This window comes from Amycolatopsis sp. NPDC003861, assembly GCF_053605405.1.
On record NZ_JBSGJD010000135.1, the window covers coordinates 1 to 26,027 of the forward strand.

Consider the following 26,027-nt stretch of genomic DNA (forward strand, 5'->3'; position numbering starts at 1 on the left):
CCGCGTTCAAGCGCCCCAATGTGGCGTTCGGTGCGCTGGACGCACCGAACGCCACATTGGGTGCGTCCAGCGCAACCAACGCCACATTGGGGCGCTTGAGGCGGGTCGTCGCTAGCGTGGGCACGTGGAGACGTGGCGGGTGATCGTGACGGCGCTGCTCGCGGTGGCCGGGCTGCCGCTGGTGCTCGTCGTGATGGCGAAGGTGCGCGACCGGACGCAGAGCTCCGGCCAGGTCGCGCTCGGCGGGGTGATCACCTTCACCCTGCTGGTGGTCGTGGGCGTGCTCACCCTGACCGTGCTGCCCGGCGCCCTGAGCTGGGCACTCGTCGCGGCCGTCGCCGCTGCGGCCGGCGTCATGCTGCTGGCCAGTTGAGCGCTGAATTAGGGTGAAGAAGTGACCATTTCCCATGCCGGCTGGACCGACGAGCTTGCCCGCGCCCGGCTGCACTTCGTCACCGGCAAGGGCGGGACGGGCAAGACGACGCTCGCCGCCGCGCTCGGCCTCGCGCTCGCCCGCGAAGGCCGTCGGGTGCTGCTCATCGAGGTCGAGGGCCGGCAGGGCATCGCCCAGCTCTTCGACACCGAGCCGCTGCCGTACGCCGAGCAGCGCATCGCGTCCGTCCCGGGTGGCGGCGAGCTGCGCGCGCTGCACATCGACGTCGAGGCCGCGCTGCTCGAGTACTTCGAAATGTTCTACAACCTGGGCTTCGCCGGCCGGACGCTGCGGCGGATGGGCGCGATCGAGTTCGCCACCACCCTCGCCCCGGGCCTGCGGGACGTCCTGCTCACCGGGAAGATCAAGGAGTGCGTCGGCCGCACGGAGTCCGACGGGCGGCACACCTACGACGCCGTCGTCGTCGACTCGCCGCCGACCGGCCGGGTCGTCAAGTTCCTCGACGTCACCAAGGCCCTGACCGACCTCGCGAAGACCGGCCCGATCCGCGGCCAGGCCGAGGGCGTGGTGCGGCTGCTGCACTCCGGCGAAACCGCGGTCCACCTGGCCACGCTGCTGGAGGAGATGCCGGTCCGCGAGACCGTCGAGGCCGTGGCCGAGCTGGACGGCGCCGACCTGCGCCCGGGCGCGGTGCTGGTCAACCGGGTCCGGCCGCCGCGGCTGCCCGCCCGGTCGGTGACCGCCGCCGCCGACGGGCGCGTCGACGCCTCCCGCGTCCGCGACGGGCTCGCTGCGGCCGGGTTGAAGCTGGCGGAAGACACTTTGGACGCGCTCGTGGAAGAGACTGTCGAACACGCTGTGCGGGTGGCCGCCGAGCAACGGGCGCGCGAGCAGCTCGCCGAGGCCGACCTGCCGACCCTCGAGCTGCCGGACCTGACCGAAGGCGTCGACGTCGCGGCCCTCTACGACCTGGCCGAAGCCCTGACCGACCAGGGGGTGCGGTTGTGACCACCATCGACATCGACGCGCTGCTCGACGACCAGGAAAGCCGCGTGATCGTCTGCTGCGGCTCCGGCGGTGTCGGCAAGACGACCACGGCCGCGGCGCTCGCCCTGCGCGCGGCCGAGCGCGGCCGCCAGACCGTGGTGCTGACGATCGACCCCGCGCGGCGGCTGGCGCAGGCGCTCGGCCTGCGCGAACTCGGCAACCACCCGAAGCAGGTGCAGGTCGAGGGGTTCGAGCCGAAGGGCGAGCTCTGGGCGATGATGCTCGACATGCGCCGCACCTTCGACGACATGGTGCGCGTGCACGCCGGCCCCGAGCGCGCCGAGCAGCTGCTCCAGAACCCCTTCTACCAGACGATTTCCACGTCGTTCTCCGGCACGCAGGAGTACATGGCGATGGAGAAGCTGGGCCAGCTCGCGGCCACCGGCGAGTGGGACCTCATCATCGTCGACACCCCGCCGAGCCGGTCGGCCCTGGACTTCCTCGACGCGCCGACCCGGCTCTCGAGCGCGCTGGACGGCCGGATGATCCGGCTGCTCACCGCTCCGGCGAAGGCCGGCGGCTGGGGGCTGCGCAAGGTCGTCAACGCCGGGTTCTCGATGTTCGCCAAGGCCGTGTCGACGATCATCGGCGGCCAGCTGCTCACCGACGCGTCGGCGTTCATGCAGGCCTTCGACAGCATGTTCGGCGGCTTCCGCGAGCGCGCCCGCAAGACGGCGGAGCTGCTGCGTTCGTCCGGGACGTCGTTCCTCGTCGTCGCCGCGCCGGAGCCGGACGCGCTGCGCGAGGCGTCCTACTTCGTGGAGCGGCTGTCGTCGGAGTCGATGCCGCTGGCCGGGCTGATCGCGAACCGGACGCACCCGGTGCTCGCGAAGCTGTCGGGCACGGAGGCACTGGCCGCGGCCGAGTCGCTGCAGAACGCCCCCTTGGCCGAGGCGGTGCTGCGGCTGCACGCCGACCGGGTCGAGCTGGCGGCCCGCGAGGAGCGGCTGCTGGCCCGGTTCACCCGGGCGCACCCGGAGGTCGCGCTGGCGAAGGTGCCGGCACTGGCCGGCGACGTCCACGACCTCGACGGCCTGCGCGCCATCGGCGTGAAGCTCGCGGGCTGAGCGGTACGGGCGGCGCGGCAGCAGGACCGCGCCACCCGCAGCCCGGCTCAGCCGACCGAGACGCGTTCCTCCGCGTCCCGCTTGGCCGCTTCGAGCAGGTCGGCCCAGCTCTCCACGTCGGGACGGCGGCGCAGCAGGGCCCGCCGTTCCCGTTCGGTCATGCCACCCCAGACGCCGAAGTTGATCCGGCCGTCGAGCGCTTCGGCGAGGCATTCCGTGCGGACCGGGCAGCCCATGCAGACGGCTTTCGCCCGGTTCTGCTCCGCACCCCGGACGAACAGGCCGTCCGGATCGGCGTCCCGGCAGGACGCGTTGATTCGCCAGCTCGACTGGTTGGTTTCCATACCCCCAGCTCCCTACCCTGGTGATCGACGCACCAGCGGGGAAAGGCACTGCGCTCCCTTGCCCCCGCGAGCGTGTCTCCCTCAGCTCACGTCGGTTACCCGGGCACCTCCCCGGTGCCGGTGCCGCCGTTCGGACCAGGCGAGCTCCCACCCGCGTTGATCCATCCGACGGCTTGTCTTCGTGAGACGTTGACGGACTGTAGGGGCCGTCGGTTCCCCCCGTCGAGACCCAGAATGCCTTCCGTTACCAGTTGTCACCGAAGGGGGGCTGTTTTGTCACTGATTTCACACCTTCGGAGACACGGCGTCACCGGCGCCTGATCCGTTCCGGGTAGCCTGGCCCTCGTGCGAAAAGCGGATGGTTTGTTCAAGCTCATCGGCCTCTGTCTGCTCGCGGGGGTGCTCGTCGCCGGCATGCTCTTCCCCGTCGTGGGGGCGGCCGGCGTCATGTCGAACCAGGCGAGCGAGACGGTGGAGAAGACTTCCTCCGACCTCGCGGACATCCCGCCGCCGCTGGTGACGACGGTCACCGACAGCACCGGCAAGCCCATCGCGACCCTCTACAGCCAGTACCGGCTGCCGATCACCGAGAACCAGATCAACGAGGCCATGAAGTGGGCCCTGGTTTCGGTCGAGGACAAGCGGTTCTACGAGCACCACGGGGTCGACTGGCAGGGCACGCTGCGCGCGGCCGTCAGCAACAGCACCGGCGCCGACACCCAGGGCGCCTCGACGCTGACCCAGCAGCTCACCAAGAACTACCTGATCAACGTCGTCTACCGGAACGACCCGATCGGCCAGAAGAAGGCCCAGGAGCAGTCGATCTCGCGCAAGCTCAAGGAAGCGCGGATCGCGATCAACCTCGAGACGAAGCTGAGCAAGCAGCAGATCCTGGCCAATTACCTCAACATCGTCGAGTTCTCCCGGCAGATCTTCGGCATCGGCGCGGCGGCGCACGCCTACTTCGACACGACGCCGGAGAAGCTCACCGTGCCGCAGGCCGCGCTGCTGGCCGGCCTGGTGAACAACCCGATCAACAACGACCCGTGGAACCACCCGGACAAGGCCACCGCGCGCCGCAACCTGGTGCTCGACCGGATGGTCGACAACAAGAAGCTGGCGAAGGCCGACGCGGACCGCTTCAAGGGCGAGCCGCTGGGCGTGGTCGCGGACGGCCCGAAGAAGCCGCCGGCCAACTGCATCGGCGCCGGCCCGGAGGCCGGGTTCTTCTGCCAGTACGTCGAGGACTACCTCCTCAAGGCCGGCGGGATGACGAAGGACCAGCTCTACTCGGGCGGCTACACGATCAAGAGCACGCTGGACGAGCGCGCCAACCACGAGGCGAAGGTCTCGGCGGAGGCGCAGGTCAAGAAGACCCAGCCCTACATCGCGAACACGTTGTCACTGATCAAACCGGGCAAGGACCGGCACGAAGTGGTGGCGCTGGCGGCGAACCGCGACTACGGGCAGAACCAGGACGCCGGGCAGACGACGTATGCGCTGCCGGCGGGGGTCTACAACACCGGTGGCGCGGGGTCGACGTACAAGATCTTCACCACGGCGGCGGCGCTGGACAAGGGCGTCGCCGGGATCTTCACCCCGGTGCAGGTGCCCGAAAACTACATCTCGCACGTGTTCACCGGTGGCGCGAAGACCTGTCCGAAGACCGGCCCGCCGGCCAACTCGAACTGGTACTGCGTCGGCAACGCCGGTGACTACAGCCGCATCGCCGAGGGCGCGACGGTCCAGACCGCGCTGGCGACGTCGCCGAACACCACGTTCGTCGAGCTCGAAGACCGGCTCGGCAGCACGGCCCCGGGCATCGACATGGCCAGGCGGCTCGGCATGCGCGACACGATGGCGAGCAACATCGGCGGCGGCACCGTCGACCCGAAGGCCGAATCGGAAGCGAAGCGGCTGAGCCAGGCCGAGTACTACGGCCCGCGCGGGGCCAACCCCGGCTTCGGCGCGTTCACCCTGGGCTTCAGCCCGCTGAGCGGCCTGGAGCTGGGCAACGTGGCGGCGACGATCCTCTCCGGCGGCGTCTGGTGCCCGCCGACGCCGATCAGCGCGGTCACCGACCGCAACGGGAAACCGGTGCCGATCAAGGAAGCTCCGTGCGAGCAGGCCGTGCCCGAGCCGCTGGCGAACACGCTCGCGGTGGGCATGAGCAAGGACGACCAGCCGGGCGGCACGTCGTTCCAGGCGGCCAACGGCGTCGGCTGGAACCGCCCGATGATCGGCAAGACGGGCACCACCCAGGGCAACGTCTCGGCGACGTTCGTCGGCGGCACCCCGCAGCTGGCGGGCGCGGCGATGACGTTCAAGTTCGGCGGCGGCCAGGGCGGTATCTGCGACGCCGGCCCGGGCAACGTCCGCGTGTGCCCGACCGGCACCATCTTCGGTGGCCGGTCACCGGCCCGGACGTGGTTCGGCGCGATGAAGAACATCATGGAGGGGCAGCCGACGATGGACCTGCCCCAGCCGGATCCGAGGTACATGGGCGGCGGCGCCCGCTGACCGGCCGGAGGGCCCCGCGGACGTCGCGGGGCCCTTCGGCTTTCAGCTCTGCGGCATCTCCGACAGGATCTCCGTGTTCCACCACTGGTAGAGCTTGTCGAGGTCGTCGTTCGTGGTGACCTTCGTGGACAGCAGGATGCCCGCCACGAGGTTCTTCTTCTCCGTCCACACCAGCTGGGCCGGGTCGCCGAGGAAGCAGGTCAGGTACTCGCCCGGGACCGGGTTGGGGACCTCCGCCCGGTAGTACGTGCCCCAGATCTTGGGGTACTTCTCCGGGCGGCACGCGCCTTGGGCGTCGTTGCGGGTGAGCCCCTGGGTCTTCACGATGTTCTGGAAGAACGCGTCCATCGCCGCGGCGTCGGCGAAGCGGAGGAAGCGCGCGCCGGTCGGCTCCGCGAACCAGACGTTGCCGATCCGGACGTCGCCGACCGTCGAACCGCCGCACTCGACCGCCGCCACCGCTCCGGCGGGCGCCGCCGCGTCGGTGCACGTCCGGTAGATCGGCGGTACCGCGGCGGCCAAGCGGTCGTCGTGGGCCGGCTTCGCTTCCGAAGACTTCGGGGATTCCGAAGTGGACGATTGCCCGGTCGAGGTTTCCGTCGGCGGTGCGGGCGTTTCGCCGGTGGTCGGCGGATTCGTCGGGCCGGGGCCGCCGGTCTGGGTCGTCCGGTCCCGCGTGACGACGTACGTGATCACCAGCGCCACCACGACGATGCCCGCCAGCACCGCGCACAGCGCGATCCACCGGTTCCGCTGCGGCTTCGGGGGCTGCGCGGCCGGCGCGGCCACCCGCGGAGGCCCGGTGAACGGACCCGGGTGCGGCGCGGTCGGGAGCGGCATCGGCCGTGGCGGGCTGGTGGCCGGCGCCGGGGCGGCGTGCACCGCGATGCCCGGCAACGTCTTCTGCCACGTCGGGATCGGCGGGGCCGGTGCGGTGAGGGCCGCCCGGACGGCGTCGGCGAACGCCCCCGCCGTCGGGTACCGGTCGGCCGGGTTCTTCGCCATGCCGCGCGCCACCACGGCGTCGAGGGCCGGCGGGAGGCCCGGCCGCGCCCGCGAAAGCACCGGCGGCGGCGCGGTCAGGTGCGCGCCCATCTGCGCGGCCGCGCCCTCCGCCGGGAACGGGCGGTGGCCGGTGAGGCACTCGAAGAACACGCACGCCAGCGCGTAGACGTCGACGAGACCGGTGATCGGCGCGTCGCCGAAGCGTTCCGGCGCCATGTAGTCGAGGGTGCCGATCACGTTGCCGGTGCCGGTGATCGACGTCCCCTCGGCGGTCATCGACCGGGCGATGCCGAAGTCCACCAGGTACACGAAGTCCGCGCTCGTCACGAGCACGTTCGACGGCTTGACGTCGCGGTGCACCAGGCCGTCCACGTGGGCGGCGTCGAGCGCCCCCGCGACCTGCGTCACGATCCCGGCGGCCCGCGCGGGGTCGAGCGGGCCGCCGGCCAGCACTTCCTTCAGGTCACGGCCTTCGACGAGCCGCATGTCGAGGTACAGGCGGCCGTCGATCTCGCCGTACGCGTGGATCGGGATCACGTGCGGCTCCCGCAGCCGCGCGACGATCTGCGACTCGCGCCGGAATCGCGCGCGGAAGGCTTCGTCGGTGACGAAGGGCTCGGACAACAGCTTCAGCGCGACGACGCGGTCGTGCGCGGTGTCGTACGCGCGGTGGACCTCGCCCATGCCGCCGCGGCCCAGCAGGCCTTCGATCCGGTACGGCCCGAACTGCTCCATCGTTCTCCCCAAGCCCCCCGGCTTGAACACCCTTCTCCGGGCCGACGCAAATGCTAAGCGGCAGGTTCCCCGTAACGGCGGCGAAGTCATCCAACTGTTGAGCACGTATCCTGGGGATTGTGAGCACGCTCAGTAACACACGCACGTCGGGGGCGACGATGGCGCGCCTCGCCGCGGGGACGGTGGCGCTCGGCGCCGCGACCCTCGGTTACGCCGTCGGGATCGAACGGCGCCGCTGGACCCTCCGCACCGCCGAACTGCCGGTGCTGGCGCCCGGCTCGCGGCCGTTCACCATCCTGCACGTTTCGGACCTGCACATGCTGCCCGGTCACCACAGCAAGCAGCGCTGGGTCGCCGCGCTCGACGAGCTGAACCCGGACCTGGTCGTCAACACCGGCGACAACCTGTCGCACCGGACGGCCGTCCCGGCGGTGCTGCGCGCGCTGGGCCCGCTGCTCGACCGGCCCGGCGTGTTCGTCTTCGGCAGCAACGACTACTACGCGCCCAAGCCGAAGAACCCGGCCCGCTACCTGATGCCGCAGGGCAAGAAGAAGCGCATCCACGGCGTCCAGCTGCCGTGGCGCGACCTGCGCGCGGCGTTCGTCGAGCACGGCTGGACCGACCTGACGCACGTCCGCCGCACGATCGACGTCGGCGGCCGGCGGGTGTTCGCGGCCGGCGTCGACGACCCGCACCTGCGCCGCGACCGCTACGCCGACATCGCGGGCCCGGCCGACAGCGGCGCGGCCGTCCGCCTCGGCGTGACGCACTCGCCGGAGCCGCGGGTGCTCGACACGTTCGCCACGGACGGTTACGACCTCGTCCTGGCCGGCCACACCCACGGCGGCCAGCTCCGGCTCCCGGGTTACGGCGCGATCGTCACCAACTGTGACCTGGATCGCAGCCGCGCCCGCGGCGCCTCCCGGTGGGGGGCGCACATGTGGCTGCACGTCTCGGCCGGCTTGGGGACGTCGCCGTGGGCGCCGGCCCGGTTCGCGTGCCCGCCCGAGGCAAGCCTGTTGACGCTGGTCCCGCGCGGATCGGGGTCGTCCGAGCCGCATAAGTCGGCCCCCCGCAAAGCCCGCGACAGCGTCCGCTAGACTTCTCCACGACCCGTTAAGCAGTACCTCGGGGTGTGGCGCAGCTTGGTAGCGTGCCTCGTTCGGGTCGAGGAGGTCGTGGGTTCAAATCCCGCCACCCCGACGAGTAAGAGCCGGTGTCTTCGGACACCGGCTCTTCTGGTTTCAGCGGGTGGCCGTCACCTCGACCCAGCACTGGCTGAAATCCCCGTCACCACCCCGGGTCCACATCCACGCCGAACGGGCCGCGCTCGCCAGCTGGTCGCGGTCGCGGGCGTACGCCGGGTCCGCGATCGCCGCGTCCAGCCGCGACTCCACGTACTTCGCCAGGTCGCGGTAGCTCATGTCCTCGCGGTACTTCGCCCGCGAAGCCACCTCCGTGAACCCCGCCCGGACGCACTCCTCCGCGATGTGGCGGCCGGCGAACGGGTCGCCGCCTGCGCGCCGGCGCAGGAGGTAGTGGCCTCTCAGCGCCGCGTCGACGTTCGCCGTCTTCGGCCGCAGGCGTGCTTTGCTCCAGTCCGATGTGGACAACGCCAGCCTGCCGCCGGGGCGCAGCACCCGGCGCAACTCCGCCAACGCTTCCGCCGGAGCGGAAAGGTGCTCGAACAGCGCGTGCGAGAACGCCACGTCCACGCTGCCGGACGCGAACGGCAGGTCGTACGCCGAGCCGACGATGAAGTCCACTGTGGACCTTCCGGCCCGGCGGGCCGCCTCGCGGGCGAGCGCCACCTGGCCCGCGTCGCGGTCGACGCCGGTCACCCGGGACTCCGCGGCCAGGCCCAGGGTGATCGAGCCGGGGCCGCAGCCCAGGTCGACCACCCACCTGCCCGGCCGGAACAGGGGCTGGGCGAACGTCGCGCGCTCCGCCGCCGTGCGCGCCGCCATCATCGACACCGCGTCTCGCCCGTAGCCCGGCGCGTAACCCTCCAGCACCTCGCACACAGTACGGCCAGAAGGTGGCAGGATCGAGGGGTGAGCACGCAGTCAGCCAACCAATTTCCGCCCGCGGTGGTCCCGGAGCGGCTGTTCGAAGACGCCGAAGCCGAAGCCCGCTGGCGCGCCCGCTTCCACGCCCCGCGCATCTCCGTGCCCGAGTGGGCCCGCGACGCCCCCGACGCCAACGTCTACGTCTCCAACGCCAGCGGCGTCTGGGAGGTCTACGCCTGGAACCGCGCGACGGACGAGCACCGCCGCGTCACCGACCGGCCCAACGGCACCCTGCACGCGACGCCGTCCCCGGACGGCGAGTGGATCTGGTGGTTCGACGACACCGACGGCGACGAGTTCGGCTCCTGGGTCCGCGAGCCGTTCACCGCGACCGAGGGCAGCAAGCCGGAGAAGGCCGTCCCGGACGTCCACGACGGCTACCCGGCCGGCCTCGAGATCGGCACCCGGCTCGTCGCGGTCGGCGTCTCGACCGACGACGGCAGCGAGCTGTTCGCCCGGATCGACGGCGAGACGCGCCGGTTCTACAGCCACCCGGACGACGCCGGCATCGCCTCCCTTTCCCGCGACGAGAGCCTGATCGCGATCTCGCACTCCGAGCACGGCGACTCGCGCCACCCCGCGCTGCGGGTGCTCGCGACCGACGGGTTCGAGGCCGTGGCGGAACTGTGGGACGGCGAAGGCAAGGGCCTCTCCGCGCTCGAATTCTCGCCGTTGCCCGGCGACCAGCGGCTGCTGGTGCTGCACGAGCGCCGTGGCCGCGAGGAGCTGCTCGTCTGGGACGTCCGGGCCGGCACCGAGACCGAGATCGAGCTGGACCTGCCCGGCGAAGTCGTCGCGGGCTGGTACCCGGACGCGCGCGCCCTGCTCGTCGTCCACTTCCACGAGGGCCGCAGTTCGTTGTACCGCTACGACCTCGACACGGCCGATTTGTCCTCAGTGGACACTCCGGCCGGCCGGATCGGCGGCGCGGGCGTCCGCCCGGACGGCACGGTCGAGTACTCGTGGTCCAGCGCCGCCGAGCCGACCGCGGTCCGGTCCCGGACCACCGACGGCACCGACTCGATCCTCCTGGAGCCGCCGGGTGCGCGGGCGCCGGGCTCGGAGCCGGTGACCGACGCGTTCGTCGACGGCATCGGCGGGCGGATCCACGCGCTCGTCTCCCGGCCGTCGGGCGCGCCGGACGGACCGCTGCCCACGGTGTTCTCCCTGCACGGCGGCCCGCACGCGGCGGACGAGGACCGCTTCTCCGCCTACCGCGCAACCTGGCTCGACGCCGGGTTCGCCGTGGTCGAGGTCAACTACCGCGGCTCGACCGGCTACGGCTCGGCCTGGCGCGACGCCATCGAGGGCCGTCCCGGGCTGACCGAGCTCGAGGACGTCGCCGCGGTGCACGACTGGGCCGTCCAAACCGGACTCAGCGACCCGGCGAAGTGCGTCGTGAACGGCGCTTCGTGGGGCGGCTACCTGTCCCTGCTCGCGCTCGGCACGCAGCCGACGCGGTGGGCGGTGGGCGTCGCCGGGGTGCCGGTGGCGGACTACGTCGCCGCATACGAGGACGAGATGGAGCAGCTGCGCTCGTTCGACCGCGCGCTCTTCGGCGGTTCGCCGGAGGACGTGCCCGCGGTGTACCGGGAGTGCTCGCCGATCACGTACGTCGACGCCGTGACGGCGCCGGTGCTCGTGCTGGCCGGCGACAACGACCCGCGCTGCCCGATCCGCCAGATCGAGAACTACCTCGACCGCCTCGGCGGCCGCGAGCTGCACCACGAGTTCTACCGCTACGACGCGGGCCACGGCTCGCTGGTGATCGCGGAGACGATCAAGCAGACCGCGATCGAGGTCCACTTCGCGCTGCGTGCCCTCGGCCTGCGCTGACGCACCCGCCGGGAGGCCGGTCCGGTCTCCCGGCGGGGGGTCAGCGGTCCGAGTACAGGACGCCGCCGGAAGCCCAGTGGTCGGCGCCGATCTCGACCAGCGTGACCTGGACGCCCTCGGGCTTGCCGCCGCAGGTGCGGACGAAGGCGTCGGTCAGCTCGCGGACCAAGGCGCTCTTCTGCGCCGGCGTGCGACCGGGGAACATGGCAACGCTGATCATCGGCATGAGGGGCAGCCTAGAGCCCCCGGTTCACCGTCTGAAGCTTGGTGACGGCGGCCGCGTCACCCTCGAACTCCAGGTGAACGGCGTCGCGGCCGAAGACGAACAGCAGCAGATCGACCGGTTCGCCGACGACGGTCACCGGATCGGGCCCGGTCTTGACGGCGGCCTCGCGGCCGTCCTTCGTGCGCAGCGTCACGCCGACGGGTGACTTGCGGAGGTTCAGCTTGGCGGCCTGCTTCGCCGACTTCCAGGCGGCGGCGTCCCGGGTGGGGTCCGCGGGCCGCGGCGCCCAGCCGTCCTGCGCGCGCCGGACGTCCTCGTGGTGGACGAGGAACTCGGCGGTGTTGGTGAGCTCGTCGAGCGGGCCGATCGCGGTCGGCCAGAACTTCGACGGCCCCCGCCGCACCTGCTCGACCAGGTTCGCCCACGGCTTGGCGGCGTAGCGACCCTGGACTCTCTGCGTGTACCCGGCCAGAGCGGGCACGACGATCCCGGGAGCGGCGTCCGCCCGGTGCTCCCGCACGACGAGGTGCGCGGCGAGGTCCCGCGTGGTCCAGCCGTCGCACAAGGTCGGCGCATCCGGCCCGAGTTCGTCGAAGAGGGCGCTCAACGCCCGGCGTTCGTCAGCAGCGACACCCATGTGGTCGACGTTACCCGCCGGTAGACGCCGTGGCGACGGGAAGAGACGCCTGGCACGTGTCGTTGCCGTCGGGTGCCACCACCGGCTCCGTCCGACAGATGACCGCGATCGGCGCGACACCGCCGTAGCCCGCCCCCACCGAGTCCTGGCCTGCGGGTGGTTCCGCACATACCCCGAGGTCGCCCATCAAACCGCAGTGACAGAGCCGGACAACTGTTTCTTCGGCCGCCCCGAAGTCTTGGATCTACCAAAACCAACAGCCGCAGTGAACCGGGACCGCACATGGCGGTAATCTGTCAACATTCTGTCCGGCACCAGCGGTCCGAATGGTGGTTCAGCCATGCCGTTCGGCAATGTAATATCCACCCGGGACCATCCACGAGATGGGGGTGGCATGATCACCGAAGTAGCGTGCCAGGGAGCAGACCTGTGCCAGGAGCTCGCCGGTTCGACCGATACCTCTTTCGCCCGGGTTTACGAGGGTGATCCGCCCAGCAGGCGGATTGTCTCCACCAGCCGGTTCGAGGTGGTCGCGGACATGTCGCCGCTGATCGTCGGGCATCTGCTCCTCTTGCCGAGACGACACCACCTCTCGTTCGCCAGGGTGATCGCCGAAAACTATGCCGAACTCCGCACGTTGCTGACGTGGCTCTTCCCGCGCTATGCCGCCACGTTCGACTCGCCGCTGGTGCTCGAGCACGGCTCGACCGAACAGATGAGCCGGCAGGCCTGCATCACGCACGCGCACTGGCACGTTTTCCCGGTATCGGGCGATGCCGTGGACGACCTCCTGGAAAGCGAAGGACTCCCCTACCGTGACTTGGGCGATGTCCACGAGCTCGGTCGCGAGCCGTGGACCAGCAGTTCCTATTACTTCCGCATGTACCGAAACCGGGCGCGAGTTTATCTGCCCGCCGAGACGAATCCGCGACAGTACCTTCGTTCGATTGTCGGGAGACTGCTCTCGATCGAAGACCCGGAGTGGGATTACGCGCTCATCACGAGGAAAGAGCACCTCCGGCTCACAATGCGCATGACCGCGCCTTGGACGACCGTGCGATCCGAAGCCTGAACCGGACTCATCCACCCAGGTACCGAGACGAGTCGATGCGATGTCCACCGAAGACCGCTGTTCCGACGAGCCGACCCGGCTCGAGAACACGATCATGGCGATCTTCTCGAGCCAAACGCCCAGCTACCGAGCCCGAACGACGTCACCTTCCAGCCGAGTTCACCTCGCTGCCGGCGCCGACGCGCAAGACGACTGCGCGATTTTCTCGTTCCGAGGAGACCAGCAGCTCGTGGTGGGCTCCGACTACGTTCGCGGACCGAAGTTCCGCCTATACGAGTACGGGTTGCTGACCGAGTACGACCTCGGGTACTATCTCGCCGCCGCGAACATCAGCGACGTGGCGGCAATGGGTGCCCACCCCATCGGGCTGCTTTCGGTGGTCAGATACCCGCCCGCCATGACGGACTTCGTCTTCGGGCAGGTCATGCAGGGAATCCATGACGCATGCGAGACGTTCGGGGCACCCAACGTCGGCGGCGACATCGGCGGGGCCGAACGGCTCATCCTGTCCGCGACCGCTTTGGGGGTCTGCCGCCCCGGAGGCGCACTCATGCGCAGTGGCGCCAAGCCCGGCGAGCTGGTCTGCCTCACCGGCCCGACGGGCACGGCCGGCGCCGCGACCGCCTACTTCCGGGCGCACAGCACCAGCGAAGACATCGAACGCCACCACCGCGAAGACTTGCTGGCCAGCTGGGCCCGCCCCCAGGCACGCACCACGGCAGGGATCGTCCTGGGTGAAAGCGGGGTCGTCACGAGTTGCCAAGACACCTCCGACGGGCTGAAGGCGACGCTCGAGTGCATTGCGAGCGCCAGTGGCGTCGGGATCACCGTGCTCGAGGACCAGCTGAGAATCCCCGCACCCGTTCGAGCGGTGTGCACGCACCTCTTCCTGGATCCGCTGTCGGTGATCATGGGCGATTCCGTCGACTTCGAACTCCTCTTCACCGTATCGCCGGAGAAGCTGGACCTCCTTCAGCACGTATTCGATGAGGCAGAGGTCCAGTTCCACCCGATCGGCATGACGACGAGCGACAAAAGTGTCCACCTCGAAACAAGATCAGGACAGCGCCTACCGCTGCCGGGAAAGGCCTGGCGACACCAGCAGAATTGACTTCGCACGCCACCACATCGAGAATCGGGGCGATACTTGGTGTTCGGACGGCTACGGGCTCAGTGAGGGTGACACCTTGACGCGAGGTACCGCAAAACTGGCAGATCGCTTCGTTCTGCTCCTGGCCACACTCTGCCTGGCCGGGAACGCCTACCACGTCCCTTCCGCCGCCACCTGGTCATCGATCTTGCAAGACAGGCCCTACCTATTGCCGATCTTCCTGCTGATCGTCGGTATCTTCGGGGCTTTCACGCCATTCGAGCAGTGGCATTCGCGGTCGGTCGCAGACCAGAACGTGATGATGCGTCGCAGGATACTGTCCACCTTCGGCAGGGTGCTCGAGATCGCCAACGACATCGAGCCACCGCTGGAGATGGGCGATCTGGCGCTGCACGTGTGGCGGAAGCGCCTCGGTATCCGCCATCCGGTGTCCGGAACCCTCGAGCGGGTGGCCAGTTACCGGATGGCGACGTCGCCGATGAACCGGCCGTTCTCGCCCACCAAGGGAGTCGGCGCCGTCGGTATATGCTGGCAGAAAGACAAAGAAGTACGTTTCAACGCGGCCGAACCGTCGGAGATGATCGGCTCGGAGGCCGAGTTCGAGAAGTACGTAGCCGAGTCCGGCCACGAGGCCGTGATGAACTTGACTTGGCAACAATTCCAGGACTTCAAACACCGAACCGCCTTGTTCGCCGTCCCGATCCGCAACGGACGAGGCAGATTTATTGGTTGCATCAGCGTTGATGCCAGCAGGGGCTTCGAGGTGCTCAACAAACGAGTCGTGATCGAAGAAATGAGTAAACTGAGCCTATCGATAGGACAGGACGATTTCCAGTTCGTGTGACGCGAGCCAACCGTGGACCCGGTAGTCGCGAGGGTGCGCGCTGTCTACGATCACGGAGCCGCCGCCTACATCGCCACGACCGGCGACCTCGAGCTCTTCCCAGGACTCGAGAATGAGCTGATCCGGTTCGGAGGCAGAACACCGGGCGGCGGTACGGTGCTCGATCTCGGATGCGGAGTCGGCCGTGACACCGAGTGGCTCGACGCACAAGGGTTCCTCGTGGTGGCCGGTGACCTCAGTCATCGCATGCTTCAGATCGGTGCGCAGCGAGTCCCCGCGATCGACCACATCCAACTCGACATGACAGCTCTGCCGTTTCGCGACGGCGTGTTCGTCGGCGCGTGGGTCTGCGCGAGCATGATCCACCTTCCGAACGGGCTCCTTCCGGCAGCACTGACCGAGTTGTGCCGGGTGCTGCGCCCCGGAGGAGCCGCCGCGATCAGCATGAAGGAGGGAAGAGGGGAAGGCTGGCTCGCCGGGAGCAGACTGTCCGAGGAGCGGTGGTTCACACACGTGAACAGGCACGCCTTTGCTGATCTGATGCAGGAAGCTGGCTTCGTGCGGATCGCGACCGTGCCCAGCGGGCGAGGCAAGTGGTTCGTCGCCGAGGGCGTCAGGAATCCGTCGGAGAACTCCACGCATCCGGATCACAGTCCGGGAATATCCGCCTGATGCCACCGCGAGGATCGCTGACGTCACCGTCGTAACGCGGAATCAGGTGAACGTGCAGGTGGTCGACGGTTCGGCCGGCGGCACGTCCGTCGTTGACGCCGATCGTGTAGCCGTTCGGCTGATACTTCTCTTCCAGCTTGTCTTTGACGTGCGTCATCAGGCCGTACATCTCCCGGAGCTCGTCCGGATCGATCTCGAAGAAGGAGAGTATATGTCTTTTGGGGACGATCTCGACATGCCCCCGGGCGGCGGGAAAATTGTCCAGCCTCGCATAGAAGTTCTTCGTCTCACCGTACAGGGTGTTGATGGTCGAGTCGTCGAAACGGCAGAACAGGCACGTGTGTGATCGCACGGCAGAACGCTCGATAGCGGCAGCACGGTTCATTGGACACCTCGATCTCACTCAATGTCACGGAACGTTTACAATCCGGTGGCCCGTTCGCCGCTGCCGACCTCCTTCGGATCGCTCGGCCGTCCTCCCCAATGACGGCCAACATAGACCCGGATCAGCTCACCGCGAAAGAGCCACCTTCGTGGAACGGGCGCGCGTTCAGGCCTCGATCAGCCCCACCGCCCGACAACGGTCCGACATCCGGATGAGCACCTGGTCGACAGTCAGATCGGTGGTGTCGATGATTATCGCATCAGATGCAGGCTTGAGCGGGGAGGCCGACCGCGTCATGTCGGCGTGATCCCGGCGCCGGACGTCCTCGAGAACCTGCTCATAGGTACCCGAACCTTCCTGGGCCATCCGACGAGCAGCTCGCGTCTCCGGCGAGGCTGTCAAGTAGAATTTCAGAGGAGCGGCGGGGAACACGACCGTGCCTATGTCACGGCCTTCCACGATGCTACGCCAGTTGCTCCCAGCCCAAGCTTGCAGGCAATTCGTGACTCGAAGCCGCAGCTCGGCGATTCTCGCCACCAAGCTGACCGCACGTCCCACCTCTGCCGAACGCAGCTCACCGGACTCGTACCGGCCCAAACCGAGCAGCGTGGCCGCGTTGTTCTTCACCATCCTGGCGCACAGCTCGACCATGGCCGATGGATCATCAGGTCTTATGTCGCCACGAAGGGCTTCGTAGGCCAGCACGCGGTAGGCACGGCCGCTTTCCAGGTAGCTGAAACCGAAGCGTTCCGCCAGACGAAGGCTGGTGGTCGTCTTCCCCGCCGCCGCGGGCCCGTCAACGGCGATGACGGCGGCTGTACTTGCTTCGAGCGACATTGTTCAACTCCGACCCACTTGAGACAACGAGACTGGTGGCAAGGTCTTGCGCTTGTCTCGGGAATTCGAGCAGAGTACACGTCGTGCACTCAACCTTTATTCCGCTCAGCGGCAGAACACGGAGATGACATCGGACACAATTCACTGAATGGTTACTTTAGTCACCATGTGACAAGTTGCGTCCACGCTATCGTGTGGATATGGCAAGTTTTTACCCTTCGTGGCCAGACAGTTGCCGCAAGTCAGACGCCTCGTTAGTTTTCTTTACGCGGGTCGTTAAGCCGTTCGGGTCAACTCTCTGACCTGATCGGGACGAGGCAAGGCCGAGGACGCCGTCAGTGGTGGAACGCGGTCGCCTTCGCTGGGTCCTTCGGGCGGCCGCCCAGCTCCTCCAGCTCCGGCAACACGCGCTTCAAATCCGCCAGCAGCAAATCCGCCAGGTCGTGCGTGAAGCCGTTGCGGACCACGATTCGCAGCACCGCCAGGTCCGTCCGGTTCTCCGGGAACGTGTACGCCGGCACGAGCCAGCCCCGCTCGCGCAGCCGGCGGGACACGTCGAAGACGTCGAAGCCCGCCTCCGGGGTGGTCGTGAACGCGAACACCGGCAGCTGGTCTCCCCGCGTCAGCAGCTCGAAGGGCCCAAGGGACGCGATCCCGGATGACAGGTGCGTGGCGACGTCGCGGGAAGCCTGCTGCACCGCTCGGAAACCGTCGCGGCCCAGGCGGACGAACGTGTAGTACTGGGCCGCGACCTCGGCGCCCGGGCGGGAGAAGTTCAGCGCGAACGTCGGCATGTCGCCGCCGAGGTAGTTCACGTTGAACACCAGCTCGGACGGCAGCGCCGCCTTGTCGCGCCAGAGCACCCAGCCGACGCCCGGGTACACCAGGCCGTACTTGTGGCCCGATGTGTTGATCGACGCCACGCGCGGCAGGCGGAAGTCCCACTCCAGGTCCGGGTCGAGGAACGGGGCGATCATCGCGCCCGAAGCGCCGTCCACGTGCACCGGGATGTCCCAGCCCGTGCGCTCGGACAGCGCGTCCAGCGCCGCCGCGATCTGCGCGACCGGCTCGTAGCTGCCGTCGAACGTCGAGCCGAGGATCGCGACCACGCCGATCGTGTTCTCGTCACAGCGGGCCACCGCTTCGTCGGCCGTCAGGTGGTACCGGTCGCCCTCCATCGGGACCAGCCGGGGCTCGACTTCCCAGTACTCGCAGAACTTTTCCCAGCAGACCTGGACGTTCGCCCCCATCACCAGGTTCGGCTTCCCGCTGCGGCCGGGGCGGGCCCAGCGCCGCTTCAGCGCCATCCCGGCGAGCATGCAGGCCTCCGACGAACCGGTCGTCGAGCAGCCCATGACGTCCGCGGGATCCGGCGCGTGCCACAGGTCGGCGAGGATGTTCACGCAGCGCCGCTCGAGCTCGGCCGTCTGCGGGTACTCGTCCTTGTCGATCATGTTCTTGTCGACGCACTCGGCCATCAGCTCGCGCGCCTGCGGCTCCATCCACGTCGTGACGAACGTGGCGAGGTTGAGCCGCGCGTTGCCGTCCAGCATCAGCTCGTCGCGCACCAGCTGCAGCGCGGTGTCCGGCGGCAGCGGGTCTTCGCGCAGCTTGTCGTGCGGCATGACGAAATCCGCCGCCAGTGCCGGGTTCGCCCCGGCGTAGAACGGATTCGTCCCGCCCGCGCGGTCCGGGCGATCGGCGTTCCCCTGATGCAAGACCATGCCACCGAACGTACTGGCCCGCACCGACGAAAAAGGGCCGCTCCGTCCGGAACGGCCCTTTCGTGGCGGAAAATCAGGCCTGCTGGGCCTGCCACATCCAGTGCGCCTCTTCCAGCGCCCGGGTGATCTCGATCAGCAGGTCCTGCGTGACGAGGTCGCTCTTGTCGGTCTCGTCGATGCGCTGGCGCAGCCGCTCGATCAGCGCCGCGAGGATGTCGACGATCGCGGAGACCGTGGACTCGACCGACTGCCAGTTGTCCGGGTACTCGGGCACGCCCGAGCTCTCGACGACGGTCTTCGCCTTGCCGTTCGGCGAGATGCCGATGGCGTTGGCGCGCTCGGCGACCTCGTCGACGTACTGGCGCGCGGTGTTCACCAGCTCGTCGAGCTGCAGGTGCGCACTGCGGAAGTTCGACCCGACGACGTTCCAGTGCGCCTGCTTGGCGATGAGGGACAGGTCGACCAGGTCGACCAGCGTCGCCTGCAGGGCGTTGCCGGTGATCTCCTTGTCGGCCTCGGAAAGCGGGCTCTTGATCGGAGACTTGCTCATCTCTGGTTATCCCTTCCTCGGACTCGTACGGGCGTCAGGTGGTCAGACGGTGGCGGAGAGGGCGACCTCGATGTTGCCGCGGGTCGCGTTCGAGTACGGGCACACCTGGTGCGCCTGCTCGACCAGCTGGTCGGCCTGGGCCTGGTCGAGACCCGGCAGCGAGACGTTCAGCGCGACGCCGAGGCCGAACCCGACCTCCTGCTTGAGCACGCTGACCTCCGCGGTCACGGTCGAGCCGGTCAGCGGCACCTTGGCCTGGCGCGCGACCAGCTGCAGGGCGCTGTGGAAGCAGGCCGAGTAGCCGGCGGCGAAGAGCTGCTCGGGGTTGGTCTTGTCCCCGCCCGGGCCACCCATCTCCTTCGGGATGGCGAGCGACTCGTCGATGACGCCGTCGGACGACGTCACTTCGCCGTTGCGGCCGTCGCCGCGCGCCGTTGCCACCGCGGTGTAGATCGCCTGACCCATGCTCAGCCTGCCTTCTGTCGCGGACGCTCCTCAGCGAGCGTCTCACTGGGCACAACATCCCGCATCCGCGGAACGGTGCCCCCACATGGCAGGCATCACGTCGTTTTATTACCCGGCGGCCACCGGGCGAAACGTCATGCGGCGCGCGTCACGGCGAACTCCGCGACCTGCCGCCCGATCAGGCGAAGGGTGCGGACGCTCTTCTCGTCCGACGCGCCGCCGGCCTCGTCGAACTTGGTCTCGGCCGAGTTGATCGAGCCACCCAGCGGGGTGGCCCAGCCGCGCAGGGCGTGCGTGATCGTGCGGAGCTGCTCGAGCGTGGTCACCGCGGCCTGCCAGCCGTAGGCGACGGCGGCGAGGCCGACCGCACGGCCGTCGAGGTAGGGGCGGCGGTCCTCGCGCAGGTCCTCGACGTAGTCCAGGGCGTTCTTGACCAGGCCGGACAGCGCGCCGTGGTAGCCGGGAGAGACGACGATGAGGCCGTCGGCCTCGCGGATGGCTTCCACCAGCCGGGTGGCACGCTCGTCGCGTTCGGGGACGCCGGCGTCGTAGAACGGCAGCACGAGTTCCGGGCCGGTGAGCAGCCGGGTCCGGACGCCCACCTCCGCCGCGCCGTCGAGCGCGATCTGCAGCGCATGTTCGGACTGCGAGCCCTCGCGCAGAGAGCCGCCGATCCCGAGCACGTTGATCGTCCTGGCTGAAGTCACGTTTTCCAGGCTAACCCCTCCAGTTAACTGGAGGACCAGACTCTGGGACCGAGGTGCTGGTCACAACTGGACCGGTTACCTACTGGCAAGTAACGTCACCTCCAGCCCCGACGCTGATGGAGGAACCATGGCGATCCCGCTCCCGGTCCGCGCCCAGGCGGCCGCGTCCCAGCTCGCGTTCTGGCTGCCCGCGCCGGTGCGGCGGGCGGTCGCGGGCCGGCCCGTCCGCATCGACGGCCAGGAGCTCGCGCTCGACGCCCGGCTCCTCCTCCGGCTCCAGAAGATCGCCCGGGCCGAGCTGGTGCGCGGGTCGGTCGAGCAGTCGCGGGCCCTGCTCGACGCGGGCCGGCACCTGGTCAGCGGGAAGCCGATCGAGCCGGTCTCGGTGCGCGAGGTCGCCGTGCCGACGCCTGACGGCGACTTACCGGCGACGTTGTACACGCCGGTCGGGCTGCCCGAAGGGTCACCGCTGCTGGTGTTCTTCCACGGCGGCGGCTGGGTGATCGGCACCCGCTCCAGCCACGACAACGCCGTCCGCTTCCTGGCCAAGCACGCCGGGGTCCGGGTGCTGTCGATCGAGTACCGCCTGGCCCCGGAGTTCCCGTTCCCGGCGGCGACGGAGGACGCGCTGGCGGCGTTCGAGTACGCGGTGGCGGAGGCGAGCGACCTGGGCGCGGACCCGGCCCGCATCGCGGTGGGCGGCGACAGCGCGGGCGGCAACCTCGCGGCGGTGACGGCCCAGCAGGCGCTGCGCCGCGGCGGCCCGGTCCCGGCGTTCCAGCTGCTGATCTACCCGGCGACGGACTTCGCGCAGCGGTACCGCTCGCAGGACTTGTTCGCCGAGGACCTGTTCCTGACCGACGTGCACATGAAGTGGTTCGAAGGGCATTACGTGCCGTCGGGCACGGATCTGACGGACCCGCGGTTGTCGCCGCTGCGCGCGGAGGATCTGAGCGGGCTGCCGCCGGCCCTGGTGGTGACGGCGGGGTTCGATCCGCTGCGCGACGAGGGCGAGGCGTACGCGGAGAAGCTGCGCGAGGCCGGGGTCGAGGTGGCGTTGCGGCGGCACGAGGACCTGATCCACGGGTTCATCAACTTCACCGGGGTGGGCACGCGATTCCGGGAGGCACTCGCGGAGACGGCCGGCGCACTGCGGCAGGGACTGTCCAAAGTGCACTGACGCGGCCGCCGGAGGCGGGGTTTCACGTGGGCAGGCAACCGCATCGGGCAACCGCAGCGAGCGAGCCGCGGTGAAACGACCCGGAGCCCGGCGCGGAGGAATGTCCGCGGCCGGGCTCCGGGCCCCCCTGTTTTCCTGCGGTGGCTACGAGCCCGGGACCGGCAGCGGTGGCACCGGCAGCGGCGGCACCGGCAGGCCGCCGAGCAGTCCGCCCAAGATCCCGGTGACGGCCGCCAGCAGGGCCTTGACCAGGTCGCTGACGATCTTCAGCGGCCCCGGCAGGTCCGGCAGCGAGGGGATCGGCAGCGGCAACGGCGGGAGCTGGCGCGCCTTCGCCGTCGGGTCGGCCAGGAGCCTGGTGGACTCGTCGGCGCGGCCCTTGGCGAGGCCCGCGAGCTGCCCCGTCTCGGTCTGGACCGTGTAGCGCTTTCCGGCCGCGATGTCCGCGAGGACCGGGCTCAGCTGCCCCAGGTCCGCTCGCGCGGCGCCGACGTCGCCCGCGTAGGCCACCTTGGTGAGGTCGTCACGCATCTGGAGCACCTGCGCGGCGAGGGCCTGGGTGCTGGAGGAACCCTTGCCCCCTTCCGGGCTCGCCGACGCGATCCCCGCCGTCGCCACCGCCAGCAGACTGCCGGCGGCTACCAGGGCGATGGATCGCCCGAACTTGGCTTTCATTCCTTACCTCCTGGCCTCGGGAGACCTGACGGGTTAAATCGATACCCCCCGTGTCGGAGATAAGCCACCCGATCACCGGTTCGGGAGGTTTAACACCCTTACGTGCCGGATCTGAATGATGCGAACTGGCCCGCATTGGATTAACCGCGAAACCTTGCTTTTCCCCCTGAAGATCACCATGACCGATTCCGAGGATCACCGCTGGTAGCATCCGTCCACTATGGAACATCTGGGTAACCCACACGAGTGTAAACAGTGATCATTTAGCCTCATCACTCCGTCGGACCGCGTGTCTCTACTGCTCCAGATGGGGCGTCCCCCACGCTCGCATCGCCACCCACACGGTTTCCCCCGAGGTGGACGCGGAAATGCGAAATCAATTCCGGAATTCAGAGCGGCAGGCCGGCGTCCAGGTGGGCGACGGCCCGATCGATGACCACGAGCGTGTCGGCCTCCGGGTCCGCCGCGGCGCCGAGGAACGCGGCCAGCACCACACCGACCACCGCGCCGGCCCAGTTGCGGACCTCGAAGTCGTCCACGGCCCGGCCGGTGCGCCGCGCGGCCAGCCCGGCCAGCAGGTCGATGCCCTCGGCGAACTTGTCCATCACCGCGCTGCGCAGTTCCGGCTCGCGGAACACGAGCCGCTGCCGCTGGCGTTCCCGCTCCCACTCGCCGGCCGGCAGCTGCTCGCGGATGAAGCTCACCGTCGCCCGCAGCGCGCCGATCGGGCTCAGCTCCGGCGCCTGCGCGACCGCGGCCTCGATGAGCACCGGGTCGAACGGGTCGTAGAGCACCGTCGCCTCCTTCGTCGGGAAGTACCGGAAGAAGGTGCTGGGCGAGATCTCCGCCGCGGCCGCGATCTGGTCCACCGTCGTGGCGCTGTACCCCTGCTCCTCGAACAGCCGCAACGCGTGCCGTTGGATCGCGGCACGCGTCTTGGCCTTCTTCCGCTCGCGCAGTCCTGCAGGCTCACCCGGCGACGACGTCATGCTCCGATTCTCGCGGCTGCACCCCGGTCGCCGTCCGCCCGGGCAGGAACACCAGCGCGAGCAGCGCCCCGGCGAGCGTGAGGCCGGCGCACACCCACAGCGTCGCGGCCATTCCGTCGGTGAACGCGGCGCGAGCCGACGCGGCCAGGCCGGGCCGGTGCAGCTGCTCCGCCACGGCGACCGCGCCGGAGGCACTGCCGCGCACCGCGTCGGCGACCGGCTCCGGCAGGCCCGTGACGTCGACGCCGTCGCGGTAACCGCCGTTGAGCACCGTGCCCAGCACCGCGACCCCGATGGTGCCGCCGACCTGGCGCAACGCCTGGATCAGCGCCGAACCGGCGCCCGAGCGGCCTTCGGTGAGCGCGCCCATCGCCATCGTCATCAGCGGCGGCAGCGTGGCGCCGGTGCCCAGCCCGATGACGACCTCCCAGCCCGCGGTGGCGCCGTAGCCACCCGACGGTGACGTCGTCGAACCCCAGGCCAGCCCGCCCGCGAGCAGCGCGAACCCGCTCGCGACGACCGCGCGCACGCCCAGGACGGCGACCAGCCGTTCGGCGATCTTCGCCGCCACCAGCATCCCGCCGATCAGCGGCAGCAGCCGGACGCCGGTCTGCAGCGCGTCGGCCCCCTGCACGGCCTGGAACAGCTGCGGCAGCACGAACAACAGGCCCATCAGCGCGAAGGACGCCATCGTGGCCAGCACCGCGCCCCAGACGAACCGCGGCTCGCGGAACAACGCGAGGTCGGTGAGCGGCGCGGCCACCCGCGTCTGCGCCCGGCAGAACACCGCCAGCAGCGCGGCGCCCAGCGCGATCAGGCCGTACGTCACCGGGTTCGCCCAGCCGTGCTCACCGGCGTGGACGAAACCGTAGGTGAGCGCGATCAGCCCGGCCGTCGAGAGCGCGATGCCGGTGAAGTCGATCCGGCCGCCGCCGTCGCCCGGCGTGAGCGGCACGAGGAACAACACCGCGGCGACGCCGACCGCGGTCAGCGGGACGTTGATGAGGAACACCGAGCCCCACGCGAAGTGGTCGAGCAGCCAGCCGCCGAGCAGCGGCCCGAGCGGGATGCCGGCGAACGTCGCCATCACCCACGCCGTCAGCGCCTTCGCCCGCTCCTCCGGCGGGAACAGGATGTTCAGCAGCGAGAGCGAGAGCGGGATGAGGAACGCGGCGCCGACGCCGAGCCCGACGCGGGCGGCGATCAGCTCACCCGGCGAACCCGCGTAGGCGCACCCCAACGAGGCCAGCCCGAACACCGCGAGCGCGCCGAGCAGCAGTTTCTTCGGCCCGAACCGGTCGCCGAGCAGGCCGGCGGGCAGCAGCAGCGCGGCCAGCGCCAGCGTGTAGGCGTTGCCGAACCACTGGAGCTGCGTGGTCGTGGCGCCGAGGTCGACGGCCAGCGTGGGCACGGCCACGTTGAGCACGGTCAGGTCGAGCCCGATGGTCAGCAGGCTCACCGCGAGCGCGCCGAGCGCCCACCACCTGCGGGGATGTACTTGAGTCATAGCGACTCCCAATTGATAGTTACTACCAAGTGAGAGTAGCTCTCATAATTTTCCGGCGCCAGGGGGTCCGGCGGCGGAAATAAGTTGCACGCGCGTACCACCTTGGGTTCTCATCGAGGACGTGCCTCTGCAGCCCTACCGCCGGGTGCTCTCCGTCCCCCGCGTCCGCTCGACGATGGCCCTGATGTTCCTGGCGCGCCTCCCGATGACCATGAACGGCGTGCTGATGACGCTGTACATCGTCACCGGGCTCGGCCGCGGCTACGGCGCCGCCGGGCTGGTCGGCGGCTGCGTCACCCTGGGGATGGCCCTCGGCGCGCCGCTGCTCGGCCGCTGCTTCGACCGGTACGGGCTGCGTCCGGTCGTCGCCGTGTGCGGGATCGGCACGACGGTGTTCTGGGTCGCCGCGCCGCACCTGCCGTTCGAGGCGCTCGCCGTGGTCGCGGTCGTGGCCGGGATGCTTTCGGTGCCCGCCGGGTCACTGGCCCGGCAGGTCCTGGCCACGCTCGTGCCGCTCGAAGAGCGCCGCGCGGCCTACTCGCTGGACACGATCTCGATCGAAGCGACGTTCATGATCGGCCCGGCGGCCGGCATCGCGGCCATCACGACGTTCTCCCCGACCTGGACGCTGACCGCGCTCGGCGTGCTGTTCGGCGGCACGGCGTTCCTGATCTGGCTGGTCAACCCGCCGATCCGCGAGGGCGCGGGCCAGGCGGAGGAGCTCGGCCCGCGGCCGCCGCTGCGGAGCTGGCTCACGGGCCGGCTCGTGGGGACGCTGCTGATCGCGGGCGGCGCACTGTTCGTGCTGGTCGGCACCGAATTGGCGACGCTGGCGGCCCTGCGCGCGAACGGCGAACTCGGCGTCACCGGGCTGGTCATCGCGGTGATGTGCGTGGCGTCGATCATCGGCGGCATCGTGCACGGCGTCGTGAAGCGGTCGCTTTCGCAGGGCGCGCTGATGCTGCTGCTCGCGCTGCTGGTGGTGCCGGTCGGTCTGGCGGACCACCCGTGGTGGCTGCTGATGCTGGCGCTGATCCCGACGAACCTGCTGTGCGCGCCGACGCTGGCGGCCACGACCGAGACGGTCTCCCGCCTCGCCCCGGCCCAGGTCCGCGGCGAGGCGATGGGCCTGCAGGACGCGTTCACCCGCCTCGGCCTGGCGGTGGGCAGCCCGGTGGTCGGCTTCGCGATCGACCATTCGAGCGCGGAGTGGGGCTTCGTGGCGGCGGGCGTCGGCGGCCTGGTGATCGCCTCGGGCGGCCTGCTGCGCCGCCACCGCGCCCCGGCCCCCGCCGCGGAACCGGCGCTCGCCGAAAGCCGCGGCTAGCTCGGTCCGGCCCCGAGCGCCCCAATGTGGCGTTGGGTGCATCCAGCGCACCCAATGTGGCGGGGGGGGGGGGGGGGGGCCGGCCCCCCCCCCAAGAGGGCG

26 protein-coding genes and 1 tRNA gene are annotated in these 26,027 nt (G+C 69.7%); 13 read left to right on the top strand and 14 right to left on the bottom strand.

Going from position 1 to position 26,027, the window contains the following annotated elements; genetic code table 11:
- The first annotated feature begins 124 nt into the window (after positions 1–124).
- The 3 genes from ACWEVN_RS28910 to ACWEVN_RS28920 are packed head-to-tail and all read left to right on the top strand — an operon-like array spanning position 125 to position 2,508.
- On the top strand, positions 125–373 hold the full coding sequence (locus tag ACWEVN_RS28910) for a hypothetical protein (protein ID WP_449687585.1): 249 nt from the start codon (positions 125–127) through the stop codon (positions 371–373).
- Between the two features lie 21 nt (positions 374–394).
- Complete coding sequence (locus ACWEVN_RS28915) at positions 395–1,402, top strand: ArsA-related P-loop ATPase (protein WP_449687584.1); 1,008 nt, start codon at positions 395–397, stop codon at positions 1,400–1,402.
- On the top strand, positions 1,399–2,508 hold the full coding sequence (locus tag ACWEVN_RS28920; RefSeq protein WP_449687583.1) for an ArsA family ATPase: 1,110 nt from the start codon (positions 1,399–1,401) through the stop codon (positions 2,506–2,508). Before ACWEVN_RS28915 ends, ACWEVN_RS28920 begins: the two co-directional genes overlap by 4 nt.
- Positions 2,509–2,555: 47 nt before the next feature.
- Here ACWEVN_RS28920 and ACWEVN_RS28925 read toward each other — a convergent pair whose 3' ends face one another.
- On the bottom strand, positions 2,556–2,852 hold the full coding sequence (locus tag ACWEVN_RS28925; protein WP_310969217.1) for a WhiB family transcriptional regulator: 297 nt from the start codon (positions 2,850–2,852) through the stop codon (positions 2,556–2,558).
- 345 nt (positions 2,853–3,197) lie between these two features.
- Between ACWEVN_RS28925 and ACWEVN_RS28930 the strand changes: the two genes are divergently transcribed.
- Positions 3,198–5,372 carry a transglycosylase domain-containing protein gene (locus ACWEVN_RS28930; protein WP_452053395.1) on the top strand — a complete coding sequence of 725 codons (2,175 nt, stop codon included), beginning with the start codon at positions 3,198–3,200 and terminating at the stop codon, positions 5,370–5,372.
- A 42-nt stretch (positions 5,373–5,414) separates the two neighbouring features.
- On the opposite strand, the gene ACWEVN_RS28935 is transcribed toward ACWEVN_RS28930, so the two are convergent.
- The gene (locus ACWEVN_RS28935; RefSeq protein ID WP_452053396.1) at positions 5,415–7,112 is read right to left on the bottom strand and encodes a serine/threonine-protein kinase; all 1,698 of its coding nucleotides are present in this window, start codon (positions 7,110–7,112) and stop codon (positions 5,415–5,417) included.
- A 158-nt stretch (positions 7,113–7,270) separates the two neighbouring features.
- On the opposite strand from ACWEVN_RS28935, the gene ACWEVN_RS28940 reads away from it, so the two are divergent.
- Together ACWEVN_RS28940 and ACWEVN_RS28945 are read left to right on the top strand one after the other, a co-directional pair.
- Positions 7,271–8,212: a metallophosphoesterase gene (locus ACWEVN_RS28940; RefSeq protein ID WP_449687588.1), complete on the top strand. Its 942-nt coding sequence runs from the start codon at positions 7,271–7,273 to the stop codon at positions 8,210–8,212.
- Between the two features lie 29 nt (positions 8,213–8,241).
- A tRNA-Pro gene (locus tag ACWEVN_RS28945) sits at positions 8,242–8,315 on the top strand.
- A 41-nt stretch (positions 8,316–8,356) separates the two neighbouring features.
- Here ACWEVN_RS28945 and ACWEVN_RS28950 read toward each other — a convergent pair.
- Positions 8,357–9,127, bottom strand: coding sequence for a methyltransferase domain-containing protein (locus ACWEVN_RS28950; RefSeq protein WP_452053397.1), 771 nt, complete (start codon positions 9,125–9,127; stop codon positions 8,357–8,359).
- Between the two features lie 39 nt (positions 9,128–9,166).
- Here ACWEVN_RS28950 and ACWEVN_RS28955 point away from each other — a divergent pair, with 39 nt between their 5' ends.
- Entirely contained in the window at positions 9,167–11,017 is a 1,851-nt protein-coding gene (locus ACWEVN_RS28955; RefSeq protein ID WP_452053398.1) for a prolyl oligopeptidase family serine peptidase, read from the top strand.
- A 40-nt stretch (positions 11,018–11,057) separates the two neighbouring features.
- Here ACWEVN_RS28955 and ACWEVN_RS28960 read toward each other — a convergent pair whose 3' ends face one another.
- Both ACWEVN_RS28960 and ACWEVN_RS28965 read right to left on the bottom strand, forming a co-directional pair.
- On the bottom strand, positions 11,058–11,243 hold the full coding sequence (locus tag ACWEVN_RS28960; RefSeq protein ID WP_191312711.1) for a tautomerase family protein: 186 nt from the start codon (positions 11,241–11,243) through the stop codon (positions 11,058–11,060).
- Between the two features lie 10 nt (positions 11,244–11,253).
- Positions 11,254–11,880: a TIGR03085 family metal-binding protein gene (locus ACWEVN_RS28965; RefSeq protein ID WP_452053399.1), complete on the bottom strand. Its 627-nt coding sequence runs from the start codon at positions 11,878–11,880 to the stop codon at positions 11,254–11,256.
- Positions 11,881–12,274: 394 nt separating this feature from the next.
- Here ACWEVN_RS28965 and ACWEVN_RS28970 point away from each other — a divergent pair, with 394 nt between their 5' ends.
- From ACWEVN_RS28970 to ACWEVN_RS28985, 4 genes are all read left to right on the top strand, one after another.
- Positions 12,275–12,952 (top strand): hypothetical protein, encoded by a 678-nt coding sequence (locus ACWEVN_RS28970; protein WP_452053400.1) that lies wholly within the window; start codon positions 12,275–12,277, stop codon positions 12,950–12,952.
- Positions 12,953–12,992: 40 nt separating this feature from the next.
- The gene (gene thiL / locus ACWEVN_RS28975; RefSeq protein ID WP_452053401.1) at positions 12,993–14,063 is read left to right on the top strand and encodes a thiamine-phosphate kinase; all 1,071 of its coding nucleotides are present in this window, start codon (positions 12,993–12,995) and stop codon (positions 14,061–14,063) included.
- 76 nt (positions 14,064–14,139) lie between these two features.
- Positions 14,140–14,907, top strand: coding sequence for a hypothetical protein (locus ACWEVN_RS28980; RefSeq protein ID WP_452053402.1), 768 nt, complete (start codon positions 14,140–14,142; stop codon positions 14,905–14,907).
- Positions 14,908–14,940: 33 nt separating this feature from the next.
- Positions 14,941–15,579, top strand: coding sequence for a class I SAM-dependent methyltransferase (locus ACWEVN_RS28985; protein ID WP_452053403.1), 639 nt, complete (start codon positions 14,941–14,943; stop codon positions 15,577–15,579).
- Here the strand turns inward: ACWEVN_RS28985 and ACWEVN_RS28990 are convergent.
- The 6 genes from ACWEVN_RS28990 to ACWEVN_RS29015 form a co-directional block, all read right to left on the bottom strand.
- Positions 15,521–15,964, bottom strand: coding sequence for an HIT family protein (locus tag ACWEVN_RS28990; protein WP_452053404.1), 444 nt, complete (start codon positions 15,962–15,964; stop codon positions 15,521–15,523). The two genes, ACWEVN_RS28985 and ACWEVN_RS28990, sit on opposite strands and share 59 nt — an antisense overlap.
- Before the next feature lie 165 nt (positions 15,965–16,129).
- Complete coding sequence (cmk, locus tag ACWEVN_RS28995; protein WP_452053405.1) at positions 16,130–16,801, bottom strand: (d)CMP kinase; 672 nt, start codon at positions 16,799–16,801, stop codon at positions 16,130–16,132.
- Positions 16,802–17,136: 335 nt separating this feature from the next.
- Positions 17,137–18,525, bottom strand: a complete 1,389-nt coding sequence (locus tag ACWEVN_RS29000) for a glutamate decarboxylase (protein WP_452053406.1) — start codon at positions 18,523–18,525, stop codon at positions 17,137–17,139.
- A 73-nt stretch (positions 18,526–18,598) separates the two neighbouring features.
- Positions 18,599–19,075, bottom strand: a complete 477-nt coding sequence (locus tag ACWEVN_RS29005; protein ID WP_449687573.1) for a Dps family protein — start codon at positions 19,073–19,075, stop codon at positions 18,599–18,601.
- Positions 19,076–19,117: 42 nt separating this feature from the next.
- The gene (locus ACWEVN_RS29010; protein ID WP_310969230.1) at positions 19,118–19,540 is read right to left on the bottom strand and encodes an organic hydroperoxide resistance protein; all 423 of its coding nucleotides are present in this window, start codon (positions 19,538–19,540) and stop codon (positions 19,118–19,120) included.
- 134 nt (positions 19,541–19,674) lie between these two features.
- Complete coding sequence (locus tag ACWEVN_RS29015; protein ID WP_449687587.1) at positions 19,675–20,223, bottom strand: NADPH-dependent FMN reductase; 549 nt, start codon at positions 20,221–20,223, stop codon at positions 19,675–19,677.
- Positions 20,224–20,374: 151 nt separating this feature from the next.
- Between ACWEVN_RS29015 and ACWEVN_RS29020 the strand changes: the two genes are divergently transcribed.
- Complete coding sequence (locus ACWEVN_RS29020) at positions 20,375–21,427, top strand: alpha/beta hydrolase (protein ID WP_452053407.1); 1,053 nt, start codon at positions 20,375–20,377, stop codon at positions 21,425–21,427.
- Positions 21,428–21,571: 144 nt separating this feature from the next.
- On the opposite strand, the gene ACWEVN_RS29025 is transcribed toward ACWEVN_RS29020, so the two are convergent.
- The 3 genes from ACWEVN_RS29025 to ACWEVN_RS29035 all read right to left on the bottom strand — a co-directional run bounded on the left by ACWEVN_RS29025 (position 21,572) and on the right by ACWEVN_RS29035 (position 24,598).
- Positions 21,572–22,102, bottom strand: a complete 531-nt coding sequence (locus tag ACWEVN_RS29025; protein ID WP_452053408.1) for a hypothetical protein — start codon at positions 22,100–22,102, stop codon at positions 21,572–21,574.
- A 389-nt stretch (positions 22,103–22,491) separates the two neighbouring features.
- A complete protein-coding gene (locus tag ACWEVN_RS29030; protein WP_449687570.1) occupies positions 22,492–23,091 on the bottom strand; it encodes an acyl-CoA-like ligand-binding transcription factor in 600 nt (199 codons plus the stop codon).
- Positions 23,072–24,598: an MFS transporter gene (locus ACWEVN_RS29035; RefSeq protein WP_452053409.1), complete on the bottom strand. Its 1,527-nt coding sequence runs from the start codon at positions 24,596–24,598 to the stop codon at positions 23,072–23,074. Before ACWEVN_RS29035 ends, ACWEVN_RS29030 begins: the two co-directional genes overlap by 20 nt.
- 184 nt (positions 24,599–24,782) lie before the next feature.
- Between ACWEVN_RS29035 and ACWEVN_RS29040 the strand changes: the two genes are divergently transcribed.
- On the top strand, positions 24,783–25,925 hold the full coding sequence (locus ACWEVN_RS29040; RefSeq protein WP_452053410.1) for an MFS transporter: 1,143 nt from the start codon (positions 24,783–24,785) through the stop codon (positions 25,923–25,925).
- Positions 25,926–26,027: the final 102 nt, after the last annotated feature.